The sequence below is a fragment of the Agromyces humi genome (genome assembly GCF_009720255.1).
Classification (GTDB): domain Bacteria; phylum Actinomycetota; class Actinomycetes; order Actinomycetales; family Microbacteriaceae; genus Agromyces; species Agromyces humi.
The window spans coordinates 1-6,515 of record NZ_WJSP02000204.1 but is presented as its reverse complement, the minus strand read 5'-3'; the positions used below and the strand labels follow the sequence as shown (position 1 = coordinate 6,515).

Annotated in this window: 9 protein-coding genes; 4 read left to right on the top strand and 5 right to left on the bottom strand. The window is 67.2% G+C overall.

Annotated elements, in window-relative coordinates:
- The 4 genes from GH736_RS14770 to GH736_RS14755 form a co-directional block, all read left to right on the top strand.
- The coding region (locus tag GH736_RS14770) for an aggregation-promoting factor C-terminal-like domain-containing protein (RefSeq protein WP_159604645.1) at nucleotides 1–476 on the top strand (476 nt) is incomplete at its 5' end.
- A 45-nt stretch (nucleotides 477–521) separates the two neighbouring features.
- Nucleotides 522–920 carry a hypothetical protein gene (locus tag GH736_RS14765; RefSeq protein WP_159604643.1) on the top strand — a complete coding sequence of 133 codons (399 nt, stop codon included), beginning with the start codon at nucleotides 522–524 and terminating at the stop codon, nucleotides 918–920.
- Between the two features lie 3 nt (nucleotides 921–923).
- A complete protein-coding gene (locus tag GH736_RS14760; RefSeq protein ID WP_159604641.1) occupies nucleotides 924–1,592 on the top strand; it encodes a hypothetical protein in 669 nt (222 codons plus the stop codon).
- Between the two features lie 2 nt (nucleotides 1,593–1,594).
- Nucleotides 1,595–2,449: a hypothetical protein gene (locus tag GH736_RS14755; RefSeq protein WP_159604639.1), complete on the top strand. Its 855-nt coding sequence runs from the start codon at nucleotides 1,595–1,597 to the stop codon at nucleotides 2,447–2,449.
- 60 nt (nucleotides 2,450–2,509) lie between these two features.
- Here GH736_RS14755 and GH736_RS14750 read toward each other — a convergent pair whose 3' ends face one another.
- The 5 genes from GH736_RS14750 to GH736_RS14730 all read right to left on the bottom strand — a co-directional run bounded on the left by GH736_RS14750 (nucleotide 2,510) and on the right by GH736_RS14730 (nucleotide 6,419).
- On the bottom strand, nucleotides 2,510–3,133 hold the full coding sequence (locus GH736_RS14750) for a hypothetical protein (protein ID WP_159604637.1): 624 nt from the start codon (nucleotides 3,131–3,133) through the stop codon (nucleotides 2,510–2,512).
- Nucleotides 3,134–3,218: 85 nt separating this feature from the next.
- A complete protein-coding gene (locus GH736_RS14745; RefSeq protein ID WP_159604635.1) occupies nucleotides 3,219–4,079 on the bottom strand; it encodes a hypothetical protein in 861 nt (286 codons plus the stop codon).
- A complete protein-coding gene (locus GH736_RS14740; RefSeq protein ID WP_159604633.1) occupies nucleotides 4,076–4,483 on the bottom strand; it encodes a hypothetical protein in 408 nt (135 codons plus the stop codon). The genes GH736_RS14745 and GH736_RS14740 overlap by 4 nt, the downstream gene beginning before the upstream one ends.
- The gene (locus tag GH736_RS14735) at nucleotides 4,483–5,448 is read right to left on the bottom strand and encodes a hypothetical protein (RefSeq protein WP_159604631.1); all 966 of its coding nucleotides are present in this window, start codon (nucleotides 5,446–5,448) and stop codon (nucleotides 4,483–4,485) included. Before GH736_RS14735 ends, GH736_RS14740 begins: the two co-directional genes overlap by 1 nt.
- Entirely contained in the window at nucleotides 5,445–6,419 is a 975-nt protein-coding gene (locus GH736_RS14730) for a ParA family protein (RefSeq protein ID WP_159604629.1), read from the bottom strand. The genes GH736_RS14735 and GH736_RS14730 overlap by 4 nt, the downstream gene beginning before the upstream one ends.
- Nucleotides 6,420–6,515 lie beyond the last annotated feature (96 nt).

The following is a 6,515-nucleotide window of genomic DNA, read 5'->3' as shown; positions in this document are numbered from 1 at the left end:
GCTCCGGTCCGCGAGCACCAGGACAGAAGGTCGACGTCTCAGAGATGGCGATCGTCGCCCCTGCAAGCCGAGACGGGTTCGTCGTCGAAGCACCGCCTCCACCTCCACCACCTCCACCGCCGCCCGCACCACCAGCGCCACCAGCTCCTCGGCCGCCGGCGTCCCCTGCCTCGCTCACGGAAGCCCAGCACGCCGCAGCCGAAATGGTCGCGGCCAGAGGTTGGAACGCAGACGAATTCGCGTGCCTCGCCGCGCTCTGGCAGAAGGAATCCGGGTGGCGCTACACAGCCCGGAACCCTACGAGCGGCGCCTACGGGATCCCGCAATCGTTGCCGGCCGAGAAGATGGCAGCGGCCGGCGCGGACTGGGAGACCAACCCGTACACGCAGATCACCTGGGGTGTCGGGTACATCGCCAAGCGGTACGGGACGCCGTGCGCCGCGTGGGCTCATTCAGGCGCCACGAACTGGTACTGACCGTCGCGGCACGTGCCGCGAACAGCCGCCGCACACTTACCCGTCATGAGCACCCTCACCTCCAGCCAGCCCATCTCCGCCACCGCCGAAGCTGCCCGCGAGACCGCGCGCAGGACCGACGGGCAGTTCGGAACTCAGACCCGCACCGCAGCCAACATCGAGATCCCCACGATCCGTCCGCTGCAGTCCGCGTTCATCAACGAGTCCGAGGAGAACCGCCAGGCGGCGTGGGAGTTCGTGAAGATCTTCCCGAACGGCACGGCCGTCGACTTCGAGGACGCCCTCTGGGACACGTTCGAGGACTACGACTCGTACTACCGCGAGCTCGCCGACCCAGACTCGCAGCTGGTGCTCCGCCGGGATGCGTTCTCGGTGGTCCACCTCGAAGATGGCGGCATCGCGATCTTCGAGGACGCCGCGGTGCACCACCTCCTGAAGGACTGACCGGTGGTCGACCCGATCGTCCGCGACCGGGCCGGGAAGTTCGCCGAGCACAAGCACACCCCGGTTGACGTTGACGCGCTCGTCGCGTTCATCAAGGGGCCGCCGAGCGGCCACCGCGTCGACCCGACCGGCGAGCAATCGGCTGTGCTCACGCAGCTTTCCGAGCACGGGCCGACGTTTGTCCGCGGAGACAGCTTCGGGCGCATCTTCGCCACCGTCATCACGGACGGCAACGAACTGACCGAACTCGGGATCCTCGAGTCCGGCCTCGTCCTGGACGCTGCATCGCTCCCGGAACCAGGTGTCGAGTGGCAGGGCGCGTTGTACTCCGACCTTGTCGAGTCTCTCGACGTGGACTCGGCGCTCGGCCGTGCGTCGAACTTCGCTGTCACGCCCACTGACTCTCAATCCGCGACGCTCGACCGGCTCGACTCGAACGGGCGCGCGAACACCAGCATCCGTCGCGGACGCGGCCGAGACGCCGGGACCATCGAAGCGATCACCCTGACACGCGGCGGCTCCGACGGCAGGGCGATGCGCAGCTACATCGACGCTGACGGGAAACTCCTGGTCGCCGAGCGTCTCGCGTACGACGACGAGACCGGGGAGACGGTCTGGAAGACCGTGTTTCCGCGCGAGCTGAAACGAATCCAGAAGGAAGGCGCGTTCTAGACATGTCGAAGTACGGATGGGAGGAAGGGGAGGTCAAGCTCCCCGCCGCCGAATTCGGTCGTATCCGGAAGCTCCTCGAGGAGACAGACCGGGCGCGGAAGCAGGAACTGTTCGACGCGTCGCAGGAGTTCTGGAAGTCCCTCACCGCGAAGCAGAAGTCGGACCGCGCGGCGTACGCCGCAGCGCTCGACGCGTGGGAGCAAAAGCACACCAGGAAGAAGTACAGCTGGGGCGGCTTCACCGAAACCGAGTCGACGCTCCCGGACGGCTTCGACACCCTCGTCGGCCCAAACTGGCAGCGGGACATCCCTCGCAGGATCCTGAAGATCGACATGGAGTTCCCGACGAACCGGACAACCCAGTTCCGCGCGAGCACACACCACGGCGTCATCTCCTTCCGGCGCGAGGACAACACCGTCCTCTGGCAGGTGTCCGACAACAACCACGCGGTCGAGGACGCGCACGACGGCGCGCTCGGGCAGGCGTTCTTCAAGGCGCTCGAGACGGTGAAATGGACTCGCAACACCGGTGGAGTGCTGTCAGGCAACGACGAGTACAACCAGGAGGCCATGGAGTCCGGGTACGGCGCGAACTACACCACCAGCGCGTACGGTCCCATCGGCGCGATCAGGGAGCCGTTCCGGACTCTGGAGTTCACGATGGCTGACGGCACCCGCGTGAGGCGTGCCGACTTCGAGAAGCTCGCGAAGAAGCAAGCCACCGCCGACCGGGCAGCCGCGAGGCGACACCAGGCCGAGGCTGCGAAGGACGGACAGACCCGCGGCACCGCCGGCGGGAACGCCGGCTCCTACGGGTACAGGTCGTACAGCTCACCGCAGGTGACGCTGCACCGCTGAGGTCAGACAGAACGGGTCGACAGGCTGCGGCCGGCGCTGCCTACCGGCGTCCCCGACGAGTTACCCGCCGAGCGCTTCGACCTTGGCGCGAAGCTCATCCTCGGACAGGCTGCATCCCAATCCACGGCTCTGCTTCATCGCCTCGGGATCCGGTGCCGTCACTCCCGTGTACGTGACGTCACGAGTATTGCCGTTGAAGTCAGAGACCTGGGTAACGGTGATGGTGTCGGCGGTGGCATTCGTCACGGTGTGCCTGATGAGGAATGAGTCACTGACGGGGTTACCTACCTCCAGCCAACCAGCCTCCGTGAGAGGGAACTTGCAACCACCTCCTGGCGGCGTCTCTCCTTGAGCGACAGCGTCGGCATAGACCGCCGGAAGGGTCGTCGGGTCGATCGATGGGTAGCTGACTCCAAACCCCGCGACCGTTTCATCGTCAAAACTGATCACGTAGCTGTACCCGTCTTCATCAGGTGTGCTGATGAACAGCATCCCTTTGTCGATGGAATCGCTCCATCTCGAGGGCGACTCCGGTGCGACGGCCTCCGGAGTGGCGTCCGTGGCCTGCTGTGTGACGCTCGTGTCGGTCTGCTTGGACGTCGGCTCCTGCGATGCGCAACCCGTGACGGCGACCGAAAGTGCCAGTGCGAGTATCCCCACGAGCTGCAAACGATCGCGCTTCATACGCCGTTCCACCTTTCGCGGAGCTGAAGCGTCAGGATACGCTGCGACGTACCTTGACCTCTCGCCCCCGAACTGGTGTCCTGGGCTACGCGAACGGCGAGTCGATTCCGAGGAGTTCACGGCAGACGACCTTCGCGACCGCCTTGCAGTCCGACAGCAGCGCAGTCGCGTCGGCGGGCTTCATCCCGAGCTCCCCAGCGATCTCCTTCGACGTGCGGATCACCGGCGGTTCCGCCATCGCCTGACCGATCCACGACTCGGCGACCTTGCCGAGCACTGCGGAGACGTTCGCGCATCCGTTGACGATCGCGTCGACCAGTTGCGGTGCCTCGGCACTGGACAGGGCGCTGTCCTCAGCCGAGGTGGGTCGCCACACGATGTCGCCGAACTCCTCCATCATCCCGTCCAGCGAGCTCGTGGTGGTCGTGCGGAGGTCTGCAAGGGTGACGAGCGCGCCCTGCTTCTGTGGGTCCTTCCGGGTGGCGTACGCCTGACGGTTGACCTCTTCGACCACCTCGATGTCCGAGGGCTCCCGGCCGAGGCTGATGGTCAGCTCCTTCCGGGTCTTGTTGATCTTCGACAGCCGCCGGCTGGCGCCGCTGGCGGAGGAGAACCCGGTCCGCTCCGAGGAGTGGAAGAACGCGAACGCGGACCGTTGCGCGATCTTCTGCAGGTACGAGTAGTAGTTGACGATCGGCGGTTCGGTCGCTTCGACGATCTCCTTCCGGAGCGCCTGGGCGACGTCGAGGCTGATGACGTTGTAGACGTCGTCGGAGTACATCATCTGCCGGTCGCCGTGTTGCCTGCATGCGGTCTGCGTCCAACCCCAGATGTGGCCGGCGAAGTCGCGAAGGAGCCGTGACAGGGCACGGTTCATGTCGGCGTCGCTGGTGCCGCGGGCCGCGTTGATCCGAGTGGCGAAGAAGGTGGAGACGTCAGCGCTCATCGGGCACCTCCGGTCGGTGCCGGCGCCCACGGGAAGCCAGGCCATGGTTCGGTGCGGATGGGGCTGACGGTGTCCAGCCATGCGAGGAAGCGGCGGCCGCCGGCGCGACTGTCGAGCAGCCACGCGATGGTCATGTCCCGCGGTTGGGTGCGGACGTTCAGCAGGTCGCGGAGGCGCTCGAGGACCTTCCCGGCGCGTGCTTCGCCGACACCGGGGGTGGAGAGGAGGACCTGGCGGAGTGGGATCCGGAGGAGCGGCTTCCCGGACGCGGTGGCCGCGAACTCGAACAGGTCCTGCTGGGTGAACACACCCTCGGCGAGGTTGATGAGCGCTTCAGCGCGAAGCTCGTTCGCGCGTGCGCGGGCGTCGTTCGCGACAGCGAGCGGAGTGGATGGCGCCGGCATCAGATGCCACCGCCGATCCGGCGGTCCGCGAAGTCACGCAGCTCGCTGTCCGGCAGCCCTTCGGCGAACACCTCGGGGAAGTGCCCTGCGGTCAGTGCAGCAGCGGCGCGCTTGGCTCCGAGGTGCTCGTTCGGGTAGTACTCGTTGTAGACCTCGACGAGCTCCTCGAGGGAGGAGACGTTCGCCTTGGCGTGGATGCGGCGGACCTTGGACCCGATGTGCGGGTCACCGATGACGCGGCGGACCTCTCCCAGCGCGGACCGCTTGAGGTTCAGGGAGAAGTAGCGGCCCGGGTCGAACTTGTCGAACGCGACCGGGTCGAGCGCCTGCTCGACCATCCGGCCGACGATCGAGGAGTCGCCCTTCCCGAAGAGCATGTGGGTGAGGAGCGCGTCGACGCGTTGCTCGTCGAGGACCGCGGGGATGGACCGGCCGTGGTATTCGGAGAACTCCCGTGCGAGCTGCTTGCTGGCTTCGGCGATCTTCGAGCGTGTGTACTCCTCGAACGACTGCACGACCTGCCACCGGGCGACGTCACCGTCGGTGGCGAGCTTCTGGATGCGCCGTCCGAGGTCGCGCTTGGAGAACGCGACGTCGACCGATCCGCCGACCTGGCCGGGGATCTCCTCGGACTGCCCGTCACGGGTGAGTTCGATCTGGCCGGAGAGGCGGTGCCCCATGTTCGTGATCCGCCAAGACACCTGGGTGGTGGCGTCCCGGTCGAGGAAGACGAGCGGTGGGCAGGACCACTGGATGCGCGCCGGAAGGACGAGGTTCTTGTTCTTGACCGCCTTGAGGCCGACGTCGATGGCGGGCTTGAGCATCGACCAGGTGGGCAGCCGGACGATCGTGGTCTCGCCGTCGGGCACCTCGACGAGGTCGACGGCTGCGGCGGTCCGGCCGATCAGGATCCGGTCGATGCCGTGGACGAGCTCGAGCATCTGGGGGAAGTGGGTGATCCTCATCGGCGGCCACCTCCGAACAGGCCCCGCCGTTTCGGACGGTTGGCGCGCTCTTCGAAGTCGGTGTTGCCGGTGACGCGAAGGAGGACGGTGTCCAGGAGAGGGCGGACTGCCGGGTCGTCGGAGACGATCCGGCCACGGTCCAGCTGGTCCTTGACGTGGACGGAGATCGCGGTCGTTCCGGCGAACCGTGCGAACGCGCCGAACTTCCGGTCGACGCCGGCGGCGGATGCCTGGTCGAAGTTCTGGACGCGGGTGACGGCGAGAAGCTGGCGGTCGCGCTTCAGGCCCCGCTCGGCGTACATCTGCAGCGCGGCGATGAGGTTGTCGACGGACTCCTTGGCGAACTCGGTGATCGCGACACCCCAGGCGTCGTCGATCATGAGCGGGACCATGACGTTGTCGATGAGCCCGGAGTTGTCGGTGGCTTCGACCGTCTGCGTGTCGACGATGACGAGGTCGGCGACGCTGCGGGCGTGCTCGATGATCTGCCGGTAGACGGCCCAGGAGGCGCCGTTGATGTCCGCTTCCGAGCGCGGGGGTGCGAGGACGACGGCGAAGTCGATCGGTTCGAGGGTGCTGGCGCGGACGGTGGAGGATGCGAGCTCGTCCGGCATGAGGATGGCGTCGGCGGGGTCACCGCTGACGGAGGCGTCGTACGCGGACCGGATGGGTGCGTCGTCGGCGATGCGAAGCATCGTCCGGATGCCGCCCTGCCCGCGGTTCATGTCGACGAGGACGACCCGAAGGCCCTTTGAGGCGCCACGGTGTGCGAGCTGCATCGCGATGCTGGTCTTGTTGACGCCGCCCTTGTACGCCCAGGCGAAGACGAGCGCGCCGCACTTCCCGGCGCCGCTGCGACGGGCGGTGGTGGCAGGTACGGCCGCGGCGCCCTGCGCTGCGATGTCGGCGCGGGTGGCGGGCGGAAGGAACGCGTTGTCGATGTCGGGGTACAGGCGCGCCGGTGGCTGCACCGCGTGCTCCGTGCGGACAGCCCTGCCGCGCCGAATGCCATCGCCGCCATCCTGGTCGCGATGCGGGATGCCGCGGGCGTCCGTCCGCACGCCTAC

What these genes read in the sequence shown, in the direction of transcription:
- GH736_RS14765 (WP_159604643.1), top strand. Translation starts at nt 522, where the DNA reads ATGAGCACCCTCACCTCCAGCCAGCCCATCTCCGCCACCGCCGAAGCT.
- GH736_RS14755 (WP_159604639.1), top strand. Translation starts at nt 1,595, where the DNA reads ATGTCGAAGTACGGATGGGAGGAAGGGGAGGTCAAGCTCCCCGCCGCC.
- GH736_RS14750 (WP_159604637.1), bottom strand. Translation starts at nt 3,133, where the DNA reads ATGAAGCGCGATCGTTTGCAGCTCGTGGGGATACTCGCACTGGCACTT.
- GH736_RS14745 (WP_159604635.1), bottom strand. Translation starts at nt 4,079, where the DNA reads ATGAGCGCTGACGTCTCCACCTTCTTCGCCACTCGGATCAACGCGGCC.
- GH736_RS14740 (WP_159604633.1), bottom strand. Translation starts at nt 4,483, where the DNA reads ATGCCGGCGCCATCCACTCCGCTCGCTGTCGCGAACGACGCCCGCGCA.
- GH736_RS14735 (WP_159604631.1), bottom strand. Translation starts at nt 5,448, where the DNA reads ATGAGGATCACCCACTTCCCCCAGATGCTCGAGCTCGTCCACGGCATC.